The organism is Lysinibacillus sp. NPDC093197 (assembly GCF_044754025.1).
Lineage (GTDB): Bacteria > Bacillota > Bacilli > Bacillales_A > Planococcaceae > Lysinibacillus.
In genome coordinates, this window is record NZ_JBIVOH010000001.1 from 825,692 (window position 1) to 847,748 (window position 22,057).

Sequence of the window (22,057 nt, forward strand, 5' to 3'; positions counted from 1 at the left end):
TTTATTTTCCCTCTTTCATCACTTCAGCATCAGATGGCTCACCGCTTGCTGCCCCTCCCTCCATAGGAAGTGCCGCTTCAAATGACGGATCGATATCAGCAGTTTGAGGAGTAGGATTTAATTTATCATTGGCATTCATAATTTTTCGCTCAAGCCCTAAAACCTTTGCGATTAGTTCTGTTTCCTGATAAATTTCCTGAGCCAAGGTGTAGGATTCAATTGCTTTCTCGTAATCTAGACGCGCATAGCTTTGATCGCCATTCTTTTCTAAGCCTTCAGCCTGTAATTCTTTCTGTGCTTTTTTCAATTCGGCAATTTTAGCTTCTGTTTCTTCAATTTTTGACTTTATTTGAGGCTCGCCAGTAAAGGCGATTGTAAGAGCTTTTTTCCTTGCTTTTTGATAGTTTGCAAGGGCTCCATTGTAATCTTCTGCATCAAATTGAAAATCTCCATCCTTCACTGTTTCAGCAATTTGTACAATGGTATCCATATTGGCTATTCGTTGTTCAGTTACTTCTTTTCCAAAGTTTTTAATGAGCTTGCCTTCTTTTTTAGCCTTTTCGTATTGCTCAAGGGCTTCAGTAAATTTCCCCGCTTCGGCTGATTTATCTCCATTGATGATTAAGTCCGTAATTCTTAATTTTTTAGCGAGTAAATTTCTATGTATTGTATCCTTCAATTTTTTGGCCGCATTTCTACCTTCACTGTATTCTAAAAGCGCCTTTTCATAATTAGCGTCTTGAAAATAAAGGTTTCCACTCTTTTCATGATCCTTCATCTCAACGGTTAATTCCGCCATTTTTTTCACTTGTTTTGCCTGATAAAAAATAGTACCGCCACCAATGACTAAAGCGACGACTAATGCAGCAGCAATCGTTTTAATGTATTTCATTTTTTTCTTATTTGTTTCCTGATAAACCTTGTTCACAAATATCGCAGCGATTGTGTAATTATTTACTACTTTCCTTTGCCTACTTAAAAGCACCTCTTCTAATAAATCAGTGTATTGCTCAGGATCTTTCGTCTCCTCTAGCGCATCTGCCATTTCAACCTCACTGACATCTTCCCAAAAGCCTGCTGTACTAAGTACTAATACATCGCCATCAATTAACTTCATTTTCTTAGAGACAAATGGCGTAAAATCATTCGGCTTACCAAGATAATTGAGTAAGTTGCTTCTTTCCTCATGCTGGCTTATATCGAGCGAACGATCCCTACTATTGACGATTTCCTGTGCTAAACTTTGATCAGTGCTTTTATACGATAAGGTGCCATTACGAAAATGATAAAGACGAGAATTTCCTGCAACTGCAACGATCATTTTTGAATAATCTGATACAACCATTACGATACTAGCCTTCAATCTTACCCTTAAGCTTTGAGCTTGAAGGATAGCTTGAGCATTTTTCAAATACTTATTAATAGCTCTTCTGGACATTGACGGCTTTTCCATAAATTTTTCGAGAATACCTTTGACCGCTAGTTCTGCACTATTGATCTCTTGATCTGAATCCAACCCTTTTACTGCAACCCAACAAGCAACATCATCCAGCTCAGCATAGGCAAAGTAATCTTTATTTTGCATAAATGAGCCTGCTTCCGAGAGAAAGCTTGTTTTAAAGTCGCTGTTTTCCTTTCGCATTATTCCACCTCCTTAACATGAACGGATTACCATATTTTTTCTAAAATCACGATTGTTGCATTGTCTTGATTTTTTAAACGCTTTTGTTCAACAGCTTTAATAATATTTTGAGCTATATCATAGGGAGGGGCATGCTGAGAGAGCATTTTTTCCATTTCTACTTCTGTTAAAGTATCGTAGACACCATCACTAAATAGACAGACCTTGTCACCATTTCTTAGCTGGATAGGTTTCTCCCCAGTATCTAGATTTTTGAACCCTTCATATCCTAAATAGTTAATCAGTCTCTTTTTCAGTGGGTTTTCTTGCACCTCTAGCTGAGAAATTTCTCCTGAAATATAGCGTTCCTTTAATACCGATTCAAAAATATGCTTTTGATTGATTGCGATGAATTCGCCATTTCGAAATATCGAAATAATGCTATCTCCAACAGCTCCCCAATGTAAGTAACCATGCTCATCAATTACGGCTGCTACTAATGTAGTTCCGCCATTAGAACCATTTAAATTTTCTAGGATCATTCCATTGCTTGTTAAAGCGGTTTCCTTAAAATAGGACTGGATATTCGCTATACTAGTAAGCTTCATAAATTTATGAATAAATGTCGTAACCGCAACCGTACTGGCCATTCTGCCATTTGCTAATCCACTGATGCCATCAGCAAGAACGGCCATCGTGCCAACCGTTGTTTCCACAGTCGAAAAATAATCATCCTGTTCGTCTCGTCTGCCAATCGTTTGCCCATTTCCTATTGCAATCTTGCTCGTTTCTTTTTTTTGCATCAGTATTTTGCGCAATACGAGCAAAGCGATGATAACAATGATAAAAGCAAGTACAATCATGTAAGATAGTAGTGTCTGATCCATTTTTCATCATTCCCCGCTTTGGTTGTTTTCCCATTCAAAATGAACACCACATAGAGGAATAAATAAAAACATACTTGTACCTAGTTGGATAACATCGTATGCTGCTAATTCTGTTGGTGTATAAACCGCTTCATTATTTAGATAAGCTAAACCTGATGCATCTCCTGGTAACAAATAAAAGTTTCTTTTTTTAGGATCATATACAATGACTGCATGATTGCGTTTTGAAATGCTATTATCGCCAATGATGCGGATATGCATATCTTCTGCTCGTCCGATAAAGTTCTTTTCAGATAAAATTCTATAATCTCGTCCCATTGGAGGACCTTCAATGCAAACTAACCACCCTGTTACAGGATCAATCCCATCCATTTCCCCAAGATAGGGCATCGTTTTATCATCTACTTCTGCAACAGCCGTAGCCGTACTCGTAATTCTTGTTTCTTGCTCTACCATGACATTACAATAGGGACAAACATTTCTATGTCTTCTCGAACTAAACATATGACCATTCGTACATCTAATCAAACTCATATTGTTATCCTCCGTCTTCGTTATGAATCTAGCTTCTCTTTATTTTGCTAAAATTCTAGTATTTGCTATGTATATAATATCTCCACTATTTAAACGATAAGGGCTTTCCTGTTTTAAACTACTTTTCACACGCTTATGCGCTTTTTTAACGCCTACCCCATTAACAGAGTCAATGTCTTCTATGTACCACATACCGGATACACAATTTAAAACAGCATGCTCATAATTAATGAGCGATTCGTATTCAGTGCCATTTAAATTTATATCTACCTCTTGTTCAGTTGAGCTTTTCCCAATGAGCAATGAAGTTTTCCCTTCTAGCAGCCATTCTTCTATTTCTACGCCACGTTCATTGAGTAATACAATTTTCCGAATGTTCGTATCTGTAAATTCATAGATTGTCTCTTTTGCTTCGTATTTTATTAATCCATAAACAAGGGCAAAGATGACTATCATCGTCCCAATAATCGTTTTCAAAAGAAAATTCTGATTCATAACAAACACATATAAAATAAAAAAGAAGGCGATTATCACAATGATGATATCGATAATTTTTATCATCATTTGGTTTTTTTCATTGTGCGTGTTTACTTCCATTGCATTTTTTATGTCATTCACGAAAGCATTCTCCTCCTCGCTAACTTGCTTTACTTGTTAAAAAAACGTTCGAATAAATCAGTCGTATCTATTGGGTTTTTCTTTGCCGTTTTATGAAGGGTTGACGACGTTTCCTTTGTTTTTGGATTAAAACCAAAAAAGTGCTCAAAGTTTTTTTCGATATCGTTCATATTAAACTCTTGCTTATAGGTAGTTGTTTGATCTTTCGTATTGGTTGCCTGTTCAAATGATTGCCCACCGCTTTGTGCTGCACTATCAAGACGTGCATCGTATGCTTCTCTAGAAGACGTGTCCTTTAATACTTTATAGGCCTCTTGCACTTCTAAAAAAATTTGCTCTGACTGTTTATTGCCTCCACTTACGTCAGGATGATGCTTTTTAGATAATTTTCTGTATGCGAGCTTAATTTGGTCTTGCGTTGCTTGTCTGCTGACACCTAAAATTTCATAATGATTTTTCACTAATTTCATCCCCTGTATTAGGATTATTCAAAATTATCTAAGGAACTATATAGTCCCTTAGATAATGTGGTGTGACCTATCAAACTTCTACTTAAACAGCATAGCCGCCTTCGATCTTCGCTAAATCTGTTTTGTCTTTCTTCTGCTTAATGAATAAGTAGAATTCTCCGATACCTTCTGTGTCGCCATATCTTTCTGAATAGTCAACAACGAAGGCATTTGGGAAATGGATTTTTCTTACTACTTGATCAGCTGAAATGACTTCTAGTGTTACTTTACGATAACAGTCTGCCTTTTCAGCAGGTACTAGTGACCATAAACCTAATTTCATCGTATCATCCGAATTGTCGCCATCTGTAGCAGTAAGGATTTTTCCTTTTACTTTTAAAGTTGCTCCTACATCTGTTGAGCGAGCGTTCGAATCATTTGGTGTATCTGTTTCATACTCAACTGTCATAATGCTCTCTAATCCTAATTCAATTGCTTCTGATCCTTCTACTTTTAATAAAAAACCCATTCTTATTACCTCCTAATATTTTGTGAACGCACTCGTCATACTAAACTTGATAAAAATGACCATGTTTCTAGCTGACTTCATTTCTCGTGTAAATTTTAAAAGAATTTCAACGAGAAATATGTATTTATTTCATCAAGTCAGTATGTTGAGGTCATTCATATTTATGTTAAAAGATTTATTAAAAAATAAATCTTAAACATACAATTTAAAAATCGTTGTATGCAGTCTATTATTGGTACTTTTTAAGCTTTTACAGCACTTGTTCCTTTAGTAATCATTACTTCAAGATTCTTCACATTGCCGTTAAATACGAGATCAATTTGGCATAAGCTTGTTTTTTCATCAATAATGTAGCCAATGTCATCACCATCATGGATAACGGAGTTTACATAGCCTTTATCATTAAGCCACTTACTTTTTTGACTACTTGGATTATTACTAAAGAATCGAACAATGTTTTCGTGCTTGAAGTCCCCTGATTGGAATCTTAAAATTCTTTCAATATACGTACTCACTTGTGTTTTGTAGATTGAATCAAATCCATCCTCTTCCATCGCTAAACTTCTTGCTTTGTACACTGTAATACGTTTAATATCTTTATCCTGTAGCTGTGCATTTTCTGATGAGAATACAAAACCAAAGCTTCTGCTATTAATCGCATCTTTAATATTGTTCGTGAACCCAGAAATTTCTTTAGCCATTGTTGTCACAGCTCTTAATGAGTTATCGCCTGCTTCTATGTCAAAGCGTACGCCTGGATAACTTCTCTTTACATTGCGGAATGATTCCTTTAAGTACTCAGGACATTGATAAGCAGACACAATACCTGCTGCTACATAGCTCGCTCCTACATATACGCCTTCTATCCAAAGCTTGAGAATATCTTCTTTTTCTTTCGATAGGCGCGCACCATTTTCAGTTGATTGCATCCTTGTATCAATGACTACGCCTGACTTGTCTTTTGGAATAATTGTAAAATTGGGTAAGCAAGGAATCGCAAATTCACTGTAATCTTTTCGAAGGAGAACCGAACATTTATCGATGAGACGGTCAATGCCTGCTGTTGCAATGCCGTTGAAAGTAGTTTCTTCTTCCGTCATAAAGTTAAAGAATATTTGGACTTTATAATCTTTTACTGTATCTAGAAGACTAGATAAGGATTCCATTGTGTTGCCTTCTTGCTTTGCAACCTTTTCATTTCCTTTGAATCGAGATCTACTAACTTTCATTTTTCCAGATGCTTCTAATTCAATGGCTGGAACGATGCCATACCATACAGTATCTGTGAAATCATTTTTTGAATTGACTGTATTTAAATACGTCCGCAACCTTGGTAAATTATTACTCTTAACGAGCATATCCAATTTTGCATTTGTCACTAATAACGAAGGTTGCATACCTTTATTTTTTGTCGCATATTGATCAAAATACATTTTGACACCTAGTAGCTTTTCTACTAATGGCTTCACTGTCTTTACAAATTCATCCTTTGCATCCTTATAAAATTCTAGGTATGTATTGTAATTTTGAACTTCTGTTTCCACGTCAAAATCTGCTTTTATAGATGGTAATGGCGAGAATGTTCTTACTACTAAATCCTTTACATAGGAAGATGGTGATTCTGTAATCGCCTCATAGTCTTCCTCAAAAACAGTACTTAAACCATAGTTACTATTCTCCTCAATAACCATCAACTCAGAAGTATTCGTTTGAGGTGCCTCGATAATTTTTAATTCACCCGTATCACCAATTGTAAGTGTCCCGATTTGCAGTTTTTCGGATTCGTTTTCCTCTTGATTAGCTCCTAGTAGCAGTCTCGTTTTAATATCTTCGATTGCTAACGGCAACATAGCCATAACATTGTTATAATTTCGGCTAGCTACTTCGAACATAAGATTTAACTTATCCCCTGTGTCTAGCTTTTTCGGATCCCCTTCATCTAGCTTGTCATATTCACCATACAAGTAATGAATCTCTTTTCTTACTTGGCGAATATCATCCATCACCTTTTTCGGAGAGATCATATCTAGTAAATTTTCAAATTTAAAGTCTACATTCGTAATTCCTTGGCTTCGTTTTGTATCAATGAGGGTAAATAGCATCTTTAAAAAATCATTGTTTTGATCGATTGCTATTTCGGAAATACAATCTTCTTGAATGCCTTCAGGTTTTTTAAGCGTATACATTACTTTCTGATTCGCAGCATTGTAGAACGAATAGACCGTTGGAGAGAACTTATCTAAAAATTCGTCAAAGCTTTTTACAAGAAGGTATTGATTTATTTCTTTCACTTTCTCATCACTTAAACTGTCAATTCCTTTTACATCCCCCACTAGTGTAATCAAATCCAGCTTTTCTGGATTGATTTCCTCAAAGAGCATTGTTCTGTTTGTTTGATTAATAATCTCCATTTATTCGGCTGTAAAACCTACAGCCATCCCTCCTTTTTATAGTAAATTTCGAGTAAGCATAATCATTAGTGAATACAAACTTTAAATTTACTTTTAAGTAATAAAATTCCAACTAAAGTAAAATAAAATACAGTTTAGCTAAAACTGAAGTTGTAATTTCATAACCCTTTTATCTACATCACAAATGACATTATGTATCACAAAGTAACTATACAATATCTAATTATATTGTCAATATTTACAATAGAATATTTTGTAAATTATAGGACACTAATGGATTTCCGATAAAAAAGCGACATTATAATTTTTATGATATTTCTCTAAAAAAAGTGTAGATATTCACTTTTTTTTATCAAAAAAAACAGCCTAAGGTGTATTTTAAATACGCCTTTAGCTGTTTGGTTCGCTCTTAGTTGCATTGTAAAATGATAGTATCGGATTACACAACCTAATTTATTGGTTATTTTGTATTATTTACCTTAAAATAGTTCCTTATTCTATTGACAAAATCTTCAAATAGAATAATGCATTTCATAACTTTTAAAGAAGGGCATCTTTTTTTTGCCTGTAAAGCCATTCCCCACATGATTGTATGGGCTAAAAGCATAGTTACCCTTTTATTATATTTTCTTATATGATCAATATTATCCTCAATTAGCCTCTGTGAAATATCAGGTGGAACCATATTTGTTAATAAATAATAAAAAGTTGCTGCTAAACTATACATATCTGTATAGACCCCTTGTACAGAGACATTTGAATATTGCTCAAGAGGAGTGTACCCTGGACTTATAAAAATTTGATATTCTTTGGCATTTTTATAAAAAATCGCAGATCCAAAGTCTAGTAAAAATGGATTACCCTCTAAATCGATCATAATATTACTCGGTTTAATGTCTCGATGTAGAATACCTTGTTTATGTAGGTAACTTAAAGCATCAATTAACGGCAGAAAAATACTAGTGTATAATTGCTCCCTATATTTAAGTGAAATATCTTTTAAATAATGATCTAATAATATGCCTTCATAATAATCCATTATGATATATAGCGTTTCATTCTCCTCAAAAAAGTCTATAAAATTGACAATATTTCGATGACTTATTTGCTTCATGATGATGGCTTCGTTTAGAAAAGTTGCTTTTAAATCCTCAAATTTTGTTTTTGTAGATGGCAAACGATTTATCACTGCTCTATTATCTAAATCCCGTAACGCAAGTTCCTGTGGGAAAAACTCTTTAATCGTTACCTGCCTGCCTTCATTGAGTGTTTCCGCCAAATAAACAATAGATAATTTACTAGTAGCAATTACTTCTTTTGTTTTATATGTATCATGAAGAATACTATGTACAGGTAAGCTTACTTCACATTGAGCCACAGACATTCTCATTTTTCCTCCCTTTCATCAAATTTTGTTGCTCTTAAAACAATAATCATAAAGTAGAACGCTATCTCAATATGTAATTATTTTAACTAAAATACAAATTAAAGAAATTATATAAAATACACCTTTTAATAAAATAATTATTGGATATGAAACTTCCAACTCCATAACATGCCTTGCCTTTTCTATCCATCAAAAATCATAAAAAAGTCCGATTAGTAGTACTACTAATCGGATGAATTTAGTTCAGTTCGTCATTTTCGTTATCGAATCTAATTTTCATTTTCTCACCTAATTAATTCTCCTGTACAATATCTTCTAATTCCAATAATCCTTGTCTAAGTAAAACAAAGTTTGGACGTTTCATAATGTTAGCTTCTTCCATTACCATCGCATGCAAATATCGTCGCAGCTCTTTTGTATAAGCCTTCGTAAATTCCATAAAATCAAATGAATATAGCCATTCTTCTGTATTAGAGAATTCATCAAAGTTTGTAATCAGAATATTACCTCCTTCTTTTTTAAATGTATAGATATTGGCATTACCAAAAGTCTCAAGAGTTTGCTCCTTGCCAGTTTGATGCAACTCTATTAATAGTTGATTGAAATCAATAACAATAGTACTGTGCATTGTTGTAAAGAAAAGTAATACTTCCTTATTTTTTTCGATAACAAATACTTCCAAATAGCTGTCGAGATAATAATCTGCATGGACGGTTTTATTTTTCAGAACCGATACATCATCTTCTTCTAGATCAAATCTAATTTTCATGTTTATAGTACCTCTCCAAATTATTTCTCTTGTACAATACCTTCTAATTCGTTTAATCCTTGGCTAAGTAGAACAAAGTTTGGACGTTTTATAATATTCGCATCTTTTACTACCAAATTTCCCAAATGTCGTTGTAATGCTTTCGTATAAGCTTTCACAAATGCATTAAAATCAAAGGTATATTCCCATTCTTCTGAATTAGAAAAGACATCAAAATTTGTGATCACCATATAATTCCCTACTTTTTTAAAGGTATAGACATTCGCATTTCCAAAAGTATCAAGAACCTGTTTCTTACTCGTTCGATGTAACTCAATTAATTGTCGACTAAATGTAATAATGATTGTACTATGCAACGTTGTGGAGAAGAGAAAAATATTCTTATTATTTTCAAGTGCAAATACTTCTAAATAGCTATCAAGATAATAATCTGCACGAACATTTTTATTTTTTAGAACCGATACATCATCTTCTTCTAAATCAAATCTAATTTTCATATTTAAGCACTCCTTTATTATCTTATTACCGATGTGCCACGATTAGGATACGATGTTCTGATAATATTATCTTTCGTGACAATTGTTGTCATCTCAGAAATTCCATATTTTCTTGGACGGTAATTGTAAATTTTTGTACCATCAAAATGAGTACTTTCTAAAGTTCCTTTTTCTAATGATTCCATAATTAAATTTTTAATCTGTGCATCTCCGAGTGCTCTAGGGAATAATGTTGTACCTCTATTTGCAGTAGTGCCTGCAACATGTCTTTTGTAAATGTGCTCCCAACCTGTACGGTTATCTCCATCTAATAAAATACCTTTAGCATTAAACTTTTGAATTTTACCTAGACCTGCAAAGGCTTCAATTTCAGCGGATTTCCCTGCTTTCTTCAATAGTGCAAATAATTTTCCTGATTTAACCACTTTCCCCGCTGGAAAGAGAGAAACTAAAGCTATCCCTTTTTCTGTAATACCAGCATTCGGGTTGAAAATCGTTCTTACATCATCCAGTACTAAAAAGTCTATACCTTCTTTAGCTGCATCTACTGCAAATTGACCAGCTCTTTTAAGCCAACTAACAGTAGATTTTGCCCAGTTCAAAGCTGTATCCACCCATGAGGTAGGTTTTGCAGAAGCACGAGCTGCCAGGAACATATTTCTTGCTTCACTGGAAATAGCAACGGTGTCACGCTGTGGCATGGCAAAATTTTTAATGCTTTTATCATTGTTTTGGTTTGATGTAGCAATTAATGGATTAGTGCTACTAAATCTTTTCACAGATACATGAGTAGAATGTTGCTGATTAAAGTTAGTATTAATTGACATATAGACCTCCCAATGAAAGTATTAAATTTTACGTATATTATACAATGGTGGTTTTTTCTATAAAATAATAAATTTTTTTCGAAATTTCACTACATCCGAGATATTTTTATCAAAATATTCTACTAGAATAAGTTTCATAGAAATAATATTTTTCTCTTTTTCTAGTAACTTCAATTTTCCTCCAACACAAAAAAATACCCGATCAGTATAGTAAAATACTGGTCGGGCATTGTGTATTATTATGCTTTTTGATAGCGAAGCACTGGTGTACGAGCAGCGCGTGTTTCGTCAAGACGAGTTACGACTGTTGTATGTGGTGCTTCTTGTACGATAGATGGATTTTCTTCTGCTTCTTTCGCAATTTGAATCATAATGTCGCAGAATGCATCTAATGTTTCTTTTGATTCTGTTTCTGTAGGCTCGATCATTAACGCCTCTTCCACGTTTAGCGGGAAGTACGTTGTTGGTGGATGGTAGCCAAAGTCTAACAGACGTTTTGCAATATCTAATGTACGAACGCCAAGTTTCTTTTGACGACGACCAGATAGAACAAATTCATGCTTACAGTGACGGTTATATGGTAAATCATAGAATGGCTCTAGGCGACGCATCATGTAGTTTGCGTTTAGTACCGCATATTCTGTGACAGCTTTTAAGCCATCTGGACCCATCGTACGAATATACGTATATGCACGTACGTTAATACCAAAGTTACCATAGTAAGGTTTAACACGACCGATTGATTGTGGACGCTCGTAATCGAAGTGGTATGAACCATCTTCTGTTCTTACAAGTACTGGTTTTGGTAGGAACGGAATTAAATCAGCTTTTACGCCTACTGGACCAGAACCTGGTCCACCACCACCGTGTGGACCTGTAAATGTTTTGTGTAAGTTTAAGTGTACACAGTCAAAGCCCATATCGCCAGGACGTGCTTTACTCATAACCGCATTTAAGTTAGCGCCGTCATAGTATACTTTACCGCCAACTTCATGGATAAGCTCTGCCATTTCGATAATATTTTCTTCAAATAGACCAAGCGTATTTGGGTTTGTTAGCATTAATGCCGCTGTATCTGAACCTACTACATTACGTAAATCTTCGATGTCTACTAAACCATTTTCATCGGATTTTACCGTGATTGTTTCAAAGCCTGCAACAGTTGCTGATGCTGGATTTGTACCATGAGCTGAGTCAGGAACGATCACTTTATTACGATGTCCTTCTCCATTTGCTTCATGGAAAGCTCGAATCATCATTAATGCTGTCCATTCACCATGGGCACCTGCAGCTGGTTGTAATGTCACTTCATCCATACCTGTAATTTCTACTAATGATGTTTGTAGTTCATAAAGAAGCTCCATTGCACCTTGTACAGTTGATTCATCTTGTAATGGATGAACATTAGCAAAACCAGAAAAACGTGCAACTGACTCATTAATTTTCGGGTTGTACTTCATCGTACATGAGCCAAGTGGGTAGAATCCAGAGTCTACACCGTGGTTACGACGAGATAGCGCTGTATAATGACGCATAATATCAAGTTCCGAAACTTCTGGTAACTCAGCTGCTTCTTCACGAATACAGTTTGCAGGAAGTAAATCTGCAAGATCAACTTCTGGTACATCTAAAGCTTCTAAGCTATACCCTACGCGACCTTCTTTTGTAATTTCAAAAATGAGTGATTGATTTTCGTTATGCATTGAGAGCCCCCATTTCTGCAACAAGTGCATCAATTTCTTCCTTCGTGCGTAATTCTGTTACAGCGATTAGTACGTGTTGTTTAAGTGAATCGTAAGTTTGACCTAATGGATAACCACCGATAATGCCTTTTGCAAGTAAACCTTTATTGATTTCTTTCACGCATTTATTTGTTTTCACAACGATTTCATTAAAGTGCGCACCTTGGAATGCAACAGTAAATCCTGCCGCTTCAAAGGCATTTTTCGCATAGCGTGTTTTCGCAATATTTTGCGTAGCCATTTCTCGAACGCCTTGCTTCCCTAAAGCTGTCATTGCAACAGAAGCTGCAAGTGCTAAAAGTGCTTGGTTTGAACAAATGTTAGATGTAGCTTTATCACGACGGATATGCTGCTCACGTGCTTGTAGTGTTAATACATAACCACGGCGACCTTCACCATCTACCGTTTCACCAACAAGACGGCCAGGAACTTTACGCATTAATTTTGTTGTTACCGCGAAGAAACCACAGTGTGGACCACCGAAGCTTTCAGCAATACCAAATACTTGTGCATCACCAACACAAATATCAGCACCAAGCTTACCTGGAGGTGTTAAAATACCAAGCGCTAGTGGGTTAGATGATACAACAAATAAACTTTTTGCATCATGTGCAATATCACCGATTACTTGTAAATCCTCTACTTGACCAAAGAAGTTTGGATATTGTGCAATAACAGCCGCTGTATTTTCATCAATCAGCTCTTTTAAAGCTTCTACATCTGTCACACCATCTTTATGAGGGATTGTTACGATGTCAATTGATTGACCGTATGCATATGTAGCAACGACATCACGATATTCAGGGTGAACCGTTTCAGATACTAAAATTTTCTTACGACGTGTATGTCCTGCAGCTAACATACCTGCTTCAGCAAGTGCCGTTCCACCATCATACATAGACGAGTTCGCAAGATCCATTCCTGTAAGCTCAGCAATCATCGTTTGGAATTCAAAAATTGCTTGTAATTCCCCTTGTGAGATTTCAGGTTGGTACGGTGTATAAGCAGTGTAAAACTCTGAACGAGAAATGACATGGTCTACAATAATTGGTTTATAGTGATTATAGACACCTGCGCCTAAGAAGGATACGTTCGCATTCGTATCATTGTTTTTTGCAGCAAGTGCAGATAACTCTTTTAAAAGTGCTGATTCTGATTTCGCTGCTTTAATATCATAAAGGCCTTTGAAACGTACTTTTTCTGGAATATCCTCGAATAGCTCATCGACTGATGACACACCAACTACGTCTAACATTTCTTTTTTATCTTGCTCCGTCATTGGTAAATAACGATGTTTCATAAATGTAGGTCCCTCTTTTCAAATTTTATTTTGAACGCTTGTAAAACGGTGTTTCAACTGTCACTACTTTTAATTGCTTACCACGAATTTCAATTTCCAATTCAGTTCCGATTGTTGCGAATTGGCTGTCAATTAATGCGTTACCAACATTACGTTTTGAAGAAGGAAGCTGTGTACCTGTTGTCACTTCACCAATTTCTTTACCATCTTTGAACACTTTGTAGCCATGTCGTGGAATCCCTTTATCGATCATTTCAATACCTACGATTTTACGCGCTAATCCATTTTCTTTTTGCTCTGCTAACACGCCATGACCAATGAAGTCTTCTTTATTTAATTTCACAGCAAAGCCAATGCCCGCTTCAAGTGGTGAAATTGTTGCTGAAAGTTCTTGCCCATAAAGAGGAAGTCCTGCTTCAAAGCGTAGTGTATCACGGCAGCCCAAGCCAGCTGGCACAACGCCTTTGTCTTTTCCAGCTTCTAGGATGATATCCCATAATGCTTTAATGTCCGCTGGAGCCCCATATAATTCAAAACCATCTTCACCCGTATATCCACTGCGAGAAACTAATGCTTTATGCCCTGCAATTTCAACATCATCTTGGAAGCGGAAATATTTGATTGCAGTTAAATCCGTTGCTGTTAATGATTGAAGAAGTTCTTCAGCTAATGGTCCTTGTAGAGCGATTTGCGCATATGAATCAGATTGATTGTCAATTGTCACATCATATTGATGTTGATTTTCCATCATCCAGTCATAATCTTTTTCAATATTTGCCGCATTGACACATAGTAAATAATGATTTTCTGCTAGTTTATAAGTTAATAAATCATCGACAACGCCACCATCTTCATAGCACATCGCATTGTATTGCGCTTGACCTGTAGCAATTTTCGAAATGTCATTCGACAACAGATTTTGTAAAAAATCTAAAGCCTCAGGACCAGTTACTAAAATTTCACCCATATGTGACACATCAAATAAGCCTGCACGATTACGCACTGCATCATGTTCTTCTTTAATAGAAGTGAATTGTACTGGTAATTCCCATCCACCGAAGTCAATTGTTTTACCACCATACTTTGCATATTCGTCAAATAGAGGTGTACGTTTTAATTCATTCGTCATTACTATTGCCTCCTTATTGTTAGTATCATTTTTACTGGTAGTAGTTCGCCTGCTTTTTTCCACATCGTAAAGCGCATAAGTCTATGTACGTAGCAAGCATTAATACTGCCCAATTGTACTTTTGACAAATGCCTAGACATAAAAAAAGACAGACGAACCCCTTTTCGGGATTCTCTGTCCTTGCACCTGAAAGTTACACCAAACTAACTCGCATTACGAAAATGCCAGTTAGTAGGCTTTCCCCTTTGGTGGCTGTTGTATTACAGCACTCTCCAGAGTTGCGTCTTGTACGAGTCCTTTTACCTGAGAGATTCATAGCCCTTTGCTACTTGCTCCTTCGGTGGCGTCTACACGCGCTCTCCCCGTACAATCATCCGCCCAAGAATACTCTTGGTTCTATTTAGTATTCAATGTACAAAAAGTTACCTTATTAGTCTATATCCTAACATTGATTGTATTGAAAAGGCAAACATTTTTTAAATTAACTTAAAAGACGAATATTAAGTTCATTTAATATAACTATCGTTCGTTTTTCAATCTTTTTACTTGAAATACTAAATACTCGAGAATATGTCGAATTGTTCTACCTTCTGTAAGCACTTGAATATGTCCTGCTTCACGATAGAATTTTCTTCTGTAATGATACAGCTCCTCTAACTCTTCCTTTGTTGATCTTTGTACAATTGGTCTATTTGGATCATGCTGTATTCTTTTATAAATATCTTCGAATGTCGCATCTAAAAAGAATACAAGTCCACTGCGTCTCATAATTTTCCGGTTTTCCCCATTTACAGCTGCACCGCCACCTGTAGAGATAATACATGCCTCGTCGCGGAAATTTTTCAAAAATTCCGTTTCTATTTCTCGGAAACGAGCCTCTCCATATTTCTCAAAAATCTGTGGAATCGTCATCCCCTGCTGTCTGACAATTTCATGATCCATATCATAGTACGGTAACTTTAATAAATAGCTTAACCTTCTTCCTAACGCACTTTTCCCGCAGCCCATAAAGCCAACTAAATATATTTTTCGCATTCGAATCACCTTCTTACTACGATTCTACACTGTCTGACAAAATTTGTCCTAATAAATTTATCGTAGCTCGAACATTCATTTTTTCCAACCCATCATATGTTCGAAACTGAATCTCATAAGACATGCAATACGCAAGAACAAAAGTAGTTACAAAAAATAATAATGCAATTGCGATTAAAAATACAGTCCCTCTATCATTTTTCAAAAATTGGTACATAATAGGTCCGCTCCTTTTTTAAACCGCTTTGAAATTCGACAGCTATTGTGAGCGCATTATTGTTAAATTGGAACTGACATTTATTAATCCCGATGAGCATTGGGACATGGCCACCATTAACTTGATCTCGAATCATATTCCGATAGCAATCAAAATGATGAAGTGTATTTGACGCTTGTAGCGTAATTCTTTTTTGATCTCTTCTGATCGTTATTGGCGTAGTAGCATTTGTTAAATACGTATTCATGTCGAAAACAAATAACTCCCATTTTGTTTGTTCATCTGTCATCATAGTTGCTTTCATATTAGCAGCCCAAAGGATAATCAATATTAATACATGACAAACTAGCACAAATACGATTAATTGAAACAATGCTTCCAGTAATGTATAGCCTTTTTCATTCATCGAATTTCACCTGTTTGTTGGATACACTTTTGTCGTTGTTCTTTTGTGTTTTGGAACGTTACACATATCCCTTGTCCATCAAACAGCCAGTGATAGTTTACCTCATCAACTGTCCTTATCCCTTGGACTTGCTGTAAAAACAAATATTGCTTCAATCCTTCATAGGCTGTTTCAGCTGCAGCAACCTCTAGCCTTTTATTGTATAAATTTGTTTTCATTGTGTAACTAATAGGAATTAAAGTTGAACAGAGTATCATGATAATGAAAACCGATACGATTGTTTCGACAAATGAGTAGCCTGTTTCATTCATTCCACTCGTGCTCTCCCTCGCCCTAGAGTAATGACAACCTTTTTAGTCCCCTGGGGTGTTTTAAAATAAACTGTTCCTGGGGTCATGACATTCCCTCTAAAATTAAATCGTATCGTTTGGACGGTACTCCGATCAGACAATAATTCAACCCCCTTCGGAAAAGGGCGAATATAAATATTCGTATAAAAATCCTTTTTTATACTATAACGTTGTGATGAACTTTCAAATTTCATAAATATATAATCTTTATGCTGCATGCTATACGTTTGCAAATAGTGGAGATCTAATTGAATTTGGCTAAAAAAGCGTTCGATTTCTTTTGCTTCTGCTACTTTTAACGAAAATTGTGTCACAATAGCTATTAACGTCATCACAACAAACAACACAATTACTATTTCAATTAATGTATAGCCTCGCTCATTTTTTTGACAATTCATTGGCTATCAGCCTCTGATATGGGAGACTGTTTGGCTAACAAAACCTCTCCTTTATTCGTAATAATAATTTCTTCTTTATTTGGACAAGTCTTTCCCTGCTCTTTTAAATAACCTTTCGAAACTAAATCTTCTAAAGTAGGATACGCCATAAAATCTACTCGGTATGCCTCTACTTGTCCTTGCACCATAGCTATATAGGCAGCGCAGCCCTTTTCATCAATTGTTGCAAAATGTTTTGTTACATTTGGAATTGTTATTAGTATAAGGATTGAAATAATCAACAAGACGATTAACATTTCAATTAGTGTAAAGCCAGCTTCTTGTTTAAAAAGCTTCATTGAAGGTCCTCCTCCTATACTAGTTCTATCATGTGATATATCGGCAATAATAAACTTACATAGGCAGCAACTATACATAACGCAATAAAAACAAAAAACGAAGGTTGTACAAAAGCAAGCATTCTCTGTAACAGAAATTCCTGCTTTTCTAACAACAGTTCACTATATAGTGTTAATTCTTTCCCTAAATAACCGCTTTGCTCACCATGTTCTACGAAAGTTGAAAAATCGTTTTGCCACGCTGTTATAAACATGACAGCCTGTGTTAACGTATCACCATATGTAACTCTTTCCTTTATACGACTCGCCAAATATTGAACATATGGTTGAAATCGTTGCTCTTCTAAAATTTGCAGGCTAGCTTGTAGAGAAAAGCCACTTTGAAGCAAGCTACCCAAATATGCAGCAAATTGCCTTGTTATCGTTAACCGAAAATAACGATTAACAAAAGGTATTCTCAATATGACGTAGAGCCTACGGGCAATCGATTGCCTTAATAGCAACCGCTGAAAAACAATACTATTACATGTCATGACAATAACGATTATCACAAATGCATCGGGCACATGTAATAAAAGTTTTGATAGTGCAATACTTACCTCTTCCTCTGTTCCAATGGTACGGCTTTTAACCATTGTTTCTATGTTAGGAAAGAAAACTGTACGAAATACTAAAAACAGTAGAAGCAAAAACACAATGAGTACTACTGGATACAAAAGTAGCTTAATAAATTTTCTCTTTGTCTCTTGGCTCATAGTCATTTGCTTTGCAACAGCTTTTAATGCTTCAATCATATGTCCATTATTTTCAGCAATAGAAATGGCTATTAAATAATGCTTTGCTAGTTGTAATGTTTCAAATACACCTATAACTCCTTTACCTTGCCTAAGTGCTTCATCTACAAATTGTTGTACCTCCTCATGCTTGGCTACATGATGCGGCAATAGCATTGAAACTGCTTGTGAAAACAAATAGCCTTCCTGTATTAATACACTTAAGCGACTGATAAACTGAGCTTGTTCCTTTAGTCGCCATATTGTAGCTCTTTTGTAATCCAGTATAAGCCTATTAATAGACGCGCTGATTTTTGGCATAGTATTGCCTCTCAATTTCTTCTTTTTGTCCAGCAAGCGTTAGATCATAAGGCAATTCATAGTCTGCATTTTGCTTTAGCGCACCTATAGCCATATCAAGATGGTCCTCACTTAATATTTCAAACAATGCTCGCCGCTCCTCCTGCTGTTGTGGTATTTGAATAAGAACTTGAGCCACAATACCGATTACTGTTTGACGTAGCTCTTCTTCAGAAATACCTAAATCAATGAGGCGATAGAGACAGCTTACAGAATCTTTAGCATGAATAGTAGAAAGTACTAAATGACCGGTTAATGCCGCTTGAATTGCAATTTTAGCCGTTTCTTGATCGCGAATTTCACCGATCATAATAACATCTGGCGAATGTCGTAAAATCGCTTTTAAGCCTGTGGCATAGGTAATACCTGCTCGTTCATTTACTTGTATTTGTAAAAGATTGACCTGATTATTCTCCACTGGATCTTCTAATGAAATCACATGGCGATGAAGAACAGTAGTACAATGGTGAATTAAAGAGTACAGAGATGTAGTTTTACCAGAACCCGTTGCACCGCAAAATAATAAAATTCCTTGCTGATTTTCAACAAGTTTTGTTAACTTATGGGCTGCACATTCGGAATAACTTAAAGAAGTAAGTGGAAATGCGTGGTTTTGAAGTAGAAGCCGAATAATGAGGCTTTCTTTTAAATAAGCCGAAGGAAGTGTAGAAACTCGAAAAGCAAAATGGTTTTGCTCGACTATTTTTTGAAATGAGCCACTTTGAGGTTTACGACGCTCACTAATATCTAATGCTGCTAAATATTTATAATATGACACGATTCGCTCAGCAAGCTCGTTGGGGAGTTCCCCTGCCTGCAGCAACTTATCATATTTACGAAAATAGATGATATATCGATTTTCTTCCGGTATAAGTAATAAATCGGAAGCACCAAAATGATAGGCCTTTACTAAAAGATGCTCACTTTTTTGTTCTACAACAGATTCAAAAGTTTGCATAATAACACCTTCTTTCTAGTTCATTCGAATATGACCGCTCTATTCGTTATTTCCTAGTATAAGGATGTCTGTGTTACGAGAAAAGCCCTTTTTCTAAAATAAAATCTTAATTGCCATTTCACTATGAAATCTAGATTTTTCAAAAAAACTTGTGGATAACATACATTTTTTCACAAAATATGAACAAAAAACATGAAAAAGATAATAATTATGCCTAAAGAAACTGTAACTTTTCCAATAATACAATATAATAGAATCAACATGATTTTTTTCCTAGCTTTTGACCAACTACAATTTTCCAAAAAATTAAATTGAGGTGATGTAAATGATCCATCCATTAAAAATTACTAGTACATTAGCCGATGAAACAAGATACTCCATTTATGAGTATATTTTAAAAGAGAAAAAAACAGTAACGGTTCAAAATATTGCTGATAAATTTAGCATTCATCCTAACGTTGCTCGCCTTCACTTAACAAAGCTCTCTGAAATTAATATTATCTCGGCAGATTTTGCAAAAACTGGTAAAGGCGGAAGGCCTGGTCGTGTTTATAAGGCTTCTGAAAAAGGAGTTTCACTAACCTTCCCAAGACGTGACGAAGAGCGCTTATTAAAATGGACAATTCAGCTAGTAGAAGAATTAGGGCCATCCGCGCTAACAAAATGTCAGGAAATTAGTTATCAAGATGGTTATCAGCAAATGAAAAATTATGTTAACGCAGAATTAAAACTAAATAATATGCTATCCTTTGAACAAAAGCTTCAGTTATTAACTGATAATGCCGCATTAATTGGCTATATTCCACAAATACAGCAGTCGGAAAAAGGTAAAAAAGTAATCTTCTCCATTTTTAACTGCCCGTTCCAAGAGCAGCTTAATACCCACTCTGATATTGTTTGTACATTACATGAATCTTATTTAAAAGGGCAATTAAACGCATTATTCTCCAATAATGAATTTGTTCAAATCGAAAGTATGGTACATAACTGCGATTTATGCAAATATGAAATTAACGTGACAGAAATCGATAGCTAAATCAAAAATCCATTTGTTTGTCACAAAGAAGCACAAGTTCCAGTTTACAGACACCTTTCATATCATTTATAATGAGTAAGAGATTATTGTGTCGTGGGCAAAAGGAGGGGAAATCTTCATGGATAATATGTATAAAGTTATGGCATTCTGGACAGGTATTTTTGCAGTTATGTTCTACCTTGGTGGTATGAACGAGGTATCGCTATTATTCTTAGGTAATACAGGTTTATTCTTATTATTAGGCTTCTTAAACCTTTCAGAGCGTATGTACATGTACATTTTCGGAGCATATTTAACTGTATTCTTCGCTGGCTTCACGTACTATACAACATTCATACACGTACCTGGCGGCGGTCATTAATACAAAAAATCGCGTGTCTCAAAACAATTTTGAGACACGCTTTTTTTAATTCGTAAACATACTTCTGTCACTTTAACACTATTGTAAAACACACATCATCTCATGTCGATAACAATTAAAATCCATTTAAAAATGGGTTTGTTTCCATTTCTGCACCAATTGTAGTGTAATTACCATGGCCTGGGTAAACAATAGTATCTTCAGGTAATGATAATAATTTATCATGAATGGATGTAAGTAATAGTTTTGTCGAACCTCCAAGCAAATCCGTACGCCCTACACCTTGCTCAAATAGTGTATCTCCAACAATAGCAAATCCATCTTGTTCAAAAATATAAGAAATACTCCCAGGTGAATGTCCAGGTGTAAATACTGCCTTAAAAACGAAATTACTTATTTCAAAAAGTTGTTCTTGTTTAATAATATGTTCTTCCATAGGAGCTGCAACTGTATAATCTGGTAGCGCCGCATATTTACTAGAGCCATTTTTCGCTGGATCACTTAGCCAGCTCACCTCTTTTTCGTGAATCCATAACGGAATATTAAAAGTCTCCCTTACTTCATCCACTGCACCGATATGATCAAAATGGGCATGTGTTAAAAAAATGCCTATTGGCTTCAGTCCATTACTGCGAATAGCTTTCATAATTTTTGCAGCTTCTTCTCCTGGATCAAAAATTAAACATTCTTTCTCTTTATTCGATACGATATAACAATTCGTTTGGACTGGTCCAAGGGAATAGCTTCGTACGTTCATCATACTTATCACCTCAACTTCATATTATACATTCTTTGCCACAATTTGACGATAAAAGTTCATACTTTGCTCTATAATAGTCCTCGACAAAAACAGGTAGAACGTTTACAATTAAGGAGGAATATTGTTTACGACATTCATTTTCTGATGTCGAAAGGAGTGTCTTTTTTAATGAACTTATTAATGGTTATTTTTGGTCTAGTAGCGATTTTTGCTGTCGTTGGTACATTCCAAGCAATTAAAGAAAAGAACTTACTAAGTATTGTTTTCAACTTAGCGAGTGCTGGAGTATTCGGCTGGTTCGTCATTATGACAATCATTCATAGCGGATATCCACCAACGTTACACTAAAATTTAGACAGAAAAAG

The 22,057-nt window shown here is 35.4% G+C and carries 26 protein-coding genes and 1 riboswitch; of the genes, 3 read left to right on the forward strand and 23 right to left on the reverse strand.

Annotated elements, in window-relative coordinates:
- Position 1: 1 nt before the first annotated feature.
- The 22 genes from ACIP9G_RS04220 to comGA all read right to left on the reverse strand — a co-directional run bounded on the left by ACIP9G_RS04220 (position 2) and on the right by comGA (position 19,535).
- Positions 2-1,585 (reverse strand): serine/threonine protein phosphatase, encoded by a 1,584-nt coding sequence (locus ACIP9G_RS04220; RefSeq protein WP_401017615.1) that lies wholly within the window; start codon positions 1,583-1,585, stop codon positions 2-4.
- A gap of 83 nt (positions 1,586-1,668) precedes the next feature.
- A complete protein-coding gene (locus ACIP9G_RS04225; protein ID WP_340823790.1) occupies positions 1,669-2,508 on the reverse strand; it encodes a PP2C family protein-serine/threonine phosphatase in 840 nt (279 codons plus the stop codon).
- Positions 2,509-2,514: 6 nt separating this feature from the next.
- Entirely contained in the window at positions 2,515-3,042 is a 528-nt protein-coding gene (locus tag ACIP9G_RS04230) for an FHA domain-containing protein (protein ID WP_340823789.1), read from the reverse strand.
- Positions 3,043-3,081: 39 nt separating this feature from the next.
- Positions 3,082-3,660 carry an FHA domain-containing protein gene (locus tag ACIP9G_RS04235; RefSeq protein WP_401017619.1) on the reverse strand — a complete coding sequence of 193 codons (579 nt, stop codon included), beginning with the start codon at positions 3,658-3,660 and terminating at the stop codon, positions 3,082-3,084.
- 29 nt (positions 3,661-3,689) lie between these two features.
- Positions 3,690-4,130, reverse strand: a complete 441-nt coding sequence (locus ACIP9G_RS04240; RefSeq protein WP_401017622.1) for a J domain-containing protein — start codon at positions 4,128-4,130, stop codon at positions 3,690-3,692.
- Positions 4,131-4,212: 82 nt separating this feature from the next.
- The gene (locus ACIP9G_RS04245) at positions 4,213-4,638 is read right to left on the reverse strand and encodes a membrane-associated protease 1 (RefSeq protein ID WP_340823784.1); all 426 of its coding nucleotides are present in this window, start codon (positions 4,636-4,638) and stop codon (positions 4,213-4,215) included.
- A gap of 242 nt (positions 4,639-4,880) precedes the next feature.
- Positions 4,881-7,049, reverse strand: a complete 2,169-nt coding sequence (locus ACIP9G_RS04250; RefSeq protein WP_401017625.1) for a transcriptional regulator — start codon at positions 7,047-7,049, stop codon at positions 4,881-4,883.
- A gap of 460 nt (positions 7,050-7,509) precedes the next feature.
- Positions 7,510-8,433 carry a serine/threonine-protein kinase gene (locus ACIP9G_RS04255; protein ID WP_401017628.1) on the reverse strand — a complete coding sequence of 308 codons (924 nt, stop codon included), beginning with the start codon at positions 8,431-8,433 and terminating at the stop codon, positions 7,510-7,512.
- A 295-nt stretch (positions 8,434-8,728) separates the two neighbouring features.
- Positions 8,729-9,205: a hypothetical protein gene (locus ACIP9G_RS04260; RefSeq protein ID WP_401017631.1), complete on the reverse strand. Its 477-nt coding sequence runs from the start codon at positions 9,203-9,205 to the stop codon at positions 8,729-8,731.
- A 20-nt stretch (positions 9,206-9,225) separates the two neighbouring features.
- Complete coding sequence (locus ACIP9G_RS04265; RefSeq protein ID WP_401017633.1) at positions 9,226-9,702, reverse strand: hypothetical protein; 477 nt, start codon at positions 9,700-9,702, stop codon at positions 9,226-9,228.
- Between the two features lie 17 nt (positions 9,703-9,719).
- The gene (locus ACIP9G_RS04270) at positions 9,720-10,529 is read right to left on the reverse strand and encodes a hypothetical protein (RefSeq protein WP_401017636.1); all 810 of its coding nucleotides are present in this window, start codon (positions 10,527-10,529) and stop codon (positions 9,720-9,722) included.
- Between the two features lie 239 nt (positions 10,530-10,768).
- Positions 10,769-12,232: an aminomethyl-transferring glycine dehydrogenase subunit GcvPB gene (gene gcvPB / locus ACIP9G_RS04275; RefSeq protein ID WP_401017639.1), complete on the reverse strand. Its 1,464-nt coding sequence runs from the start codon at positions 12,230-12,232 to the stop codon at positions 10,769-10,771.
- Positions 12,225-13,571, reverse strand: a complete 1,347-nt coding sequence (gcvPA, locus tag ACIP9G_RS04280) for an aminomethyl-transferring glycine dehydrogenase subunit GcvPA (protein ID WP_401017641.1) — start codon at positions 13,569-13,571, stop codon at positions 12,225-12,227. Before gcvPA ends, gcvPB begins: the two co-directional genes overlap by 8 nt.
- Before the next feature lie 25 nt (positions 13,572-13,596).
- Complete coding sequence (gcvT, locus tag ACIP9G_RS04285; RefSeq protein WP_401017643.1) at positions 13,597-14,700, reverse strand: glycine cleavage system aminomethyltransferase GcvT; 1,104 nt, start codon at positions 14,698-14,700, stop codon at positions 13,597-13,599.
- A 281-nt stretch (positions 14,701-14,981) separates the two neighbouring features.
- A riboswitch (glycine riboswitch) is annotated at positions 14,982-15,074 on the reverse strand.
- A 145-nt stretch (positions 15,075-15,219) separates the two neighbouring features.
- Positions 15,220-15,735, reverse strand: coding sequence for a shikimate kinase (locus tag ACIP9G_RS04290; protein WP_340823770.1), 516 nt, complete (start codon positions 15,733-15,735; stop codon positions 15,220-15,222).
- 16 nt (positions 15,736-15,751) lie between these two features.
- The gene (locus ACIP9G_RS04295; RefSeq protein WP_340823769.1) at positions 15,752-15,952 is read right to left on the reverse strand and encodes a hypothetical protein; all 201 of its coding nucleotides are present in this window, start codon (positions 15,950-15,952) and stop codon (positions 15,752-15,754) included.
- Entirely contained in the window at positions 15,930-16,358 is a 429-nt protein-coding gene (gene comGF / locus ACIP9G_RS04300; protein WP_401017647.1) for a competence type IV pilus minor pilin ComGF, read from the reverse strand. Before comGF ends, ACIP9G_RS04295 begins: the two co-directional genes overlap by 23 nt.
- A complete protein-coding gene (locus tag ACIP9G_RS04305; protein ID WP_340823765.1) occupies positions 16,355-16,669 on the reverse strand; it encodes a hypothetical protein in 315 nt (104 codons plus the stop codon). The genes comGF and ACIP9G_RS04305 overlap by 4 nt, the downstream gene beginning before the upstream one ends.
- The gene (comGD, locus tag ACIP9G_RS04310; RefSeq protein WP_401017650.1) at positions 16,666-17,106 is read right to left on the reverse strand and encodes a competence type IV pilus minor pilin ComGD; all 441 of its coding nucleotides are present in this window, start codon (positions 17,104-17,106) and stop codon (positions 16,666-16,668) included. Before comGD ends, ACIP9G_RS04305 begins: the two co-directional genes overlap by 4 nt.
- Positions 17,103-17,444: a competence type IV pilus major pilin ComGC gene (gene comGC / locus ACIP9G_RS04315; protein ID WP_401017653.1), complete on the reverse strand. Its 342-nt coding sequence runs from the start codon at positions 17,442-17,444 to the stop codon at positions 17,103-17,105. Before comGC ends, comGD begins: the two co-directional genes overlap by 4 nt.
- Positions 17,445-17,458: 14 nt before the next feature.
- The gene (gene comGB / locus ACIP9G_RS04320) at positions 17,459-18,538 is read right to left on the reverse strand and encodes a competence type IV pilus assembly protein ComGB (protein WP_401017655.1); all 1,080 of its coding nucleotides are present in this window, start codon (positions 18,536-18,538) and stop codon (positions 17,459-17,461) included.
- Positions 18,513-19,535 (reverse strand): competence type IV pilus ATPase ComGA, encoded by a 1,023-nt coding sequence (gene comGA / locus ACIP9G_RS04325; RefSeq protein WP_401017659.1) that lies wholly within the window; start codon positions 19,533-19,535, stop codon positions 18,513-18,515. Before comGA ends, comGB begins: the two co-directional genes overlap by 26 nt.
- A gap of 325 nt (positions 19,536-19,860) precedes the next feature.
- Here comGA and ACIP9G_RS04330 point away from each other — a divergent pair, with 325 nt between their 5' ends.
- Complete coding sequence (locus ACIP9G_RS04330; RefSeq protein WP_340823757.1) at positions 19,861-20,571, forward strand: helix-turn-helix transcriptional regulator; 711 nt, start codon at positions 19,861-19,863, stop codon at positions 20,569-20,571.
- A 118-nt stretch (positions 20,572-20,689) separates the two neighbouring features.
- The gene (locus ACIP9G_RS04335) at positions 20,690-20,932 is read left to right on the forward strand and encodes a DUF2626 family protein (protein WP_004231035.1); all 243 of its coding nucleotides are present in this window, start codon (positions 20,690-20,692) and stop codon (positions 20,930-20,932) included.
- A 115-nt stretch (positions 20,933-21,047) separates the two neighbouring features.
- Here the strand turns inward: ACIP9G_RS04335 and ACIP9G_RS04340 are convergent, their stop codons facing one another.
- Positions 21,048-21,692: an MBL fold metallo-hydrolase gene (locus tag ACIP9G_RS04340; RefSeq protein ID WP_340823756.1), complete on the reverse strand. Its 645-nt coding sequence runs from the start codon at positions 21,690-21,692 to the stop codon at positions 21,048-21,050.
- Between the two features lie 168 nt (positions 21,693-21,860).
- On the opposite strand from ACIP9G_RS04340, the gene ACIP9G_RS04345 reads away from it, so the two are divergent.
- On the forward strand, positions 21,861-22,040 hold the full coding sequence (locus ACIP9G_RS04345) for a DUF2759 domain-containing protein (RefSeq protein WP_172771999.1): 180 nt from the start codon (positions 21,861-21,863) through the stop codon (positions 22,038-22,040).
- The last annotated feature ends 17 nt before the right edge of the window (positions 22,041-22,057 follow it).